General features: G+C 57.6%; 1 rRNA gene. It reads right to left on the bottom strand.

Annotation, left to right across the window (positions count from 1 at the left end):
* Window positions 1–1,043, bottom strand: a 23S ribosomal RNA gene (locus ACWDEW_RS48835); the annotation flags it as partial.

Here is a 1,043-nt window from a genome sequence, read left to right as displayed (position 1 = left end):
CACCCTTACCCCGGGACAACCACCGCCCGGGCTGGACTACCTTCCTGCGTCACCCCATCACTCACCTACTAACCGCTTGGGCCGGCGGCTCCACCACTTTCCATTCCCCGAAGGGTCCGGAACGGCTTCACGGCCTTAGCATCACGATGCTCGATGTTTGACGCTTCACAGCGGGTACCGGAATATCAACCGGTTATCCATCGACTACGCCTGTCGGCCTCGCCTTAGGTCCCGACTTACCCTGGGCAGATCAGCTTGACCCAGGAACCCTTAGTCAATCGGCGCACACGTTTCTCACGTGTGTATCGCTACTCATGCCTGCATTCTCACTCGTGAACCGTCCACCACTAGCTTCCGCTGCGGCTTCACCCGGCACACGACGCTCCCCTACCCATCCATACAGGCGTTGGCCCTATTGTATGAATGACACGACTTCGGCGGTACGCTTGAGCCCCGCTACATTGTCGGCGCGGAATCACTAGACCAGTGAGCTATTACGCACTCTTTCAAGGGTGGCTGCTTCTAAGCCAACCTCCTGGTTGTCTCTGCGACTCCACATCCTTTCCCACTTAGCGTACGCTTAGGGGCCTTAGTCGATGCTCTGGGCTGTTTCCCTCTCGACCATGGAGCTTATCCCCCACAGTCTCACTGCCGCGCTCTCACTTACCGGCATTCGGAGTTTGGCTAAGGTCAGTAACCCGGTAGGGCCCATCGCCTATCCAGTGCTCTACCTCCGGCAAGAAACACACGACGCTGCACCTAAATGCATTTCGGGGAGAACCAGCTATCACGGAGTTTGATTGGCCTTTCACCCCTAACCACAGGTCATCCCCCAGGTTTTCAACCCTGGTGGGTTCGGTCCTCCACGAAGTCTTACCTCCGCTTCAACCTGCCCATGGCTAGATCACTCCGCTTCGGGTCTTGAGCGCGCTACTGAATCGCCCTGTTCGGACTCGCTTTCGCTACGGCTTCCCCACACGGGTTAACCTCGCAACACACCGCAAACTCGCAGGCTCATTCTTCAAAAGGCACGCAGTCACGAC

It is taken from the genome of Streptomyces sp. NPDC001100 (assembly GCF_053598575.1).
This window is presented reverse-complemented; position numbering and strand designations above follow the sequence as displayed.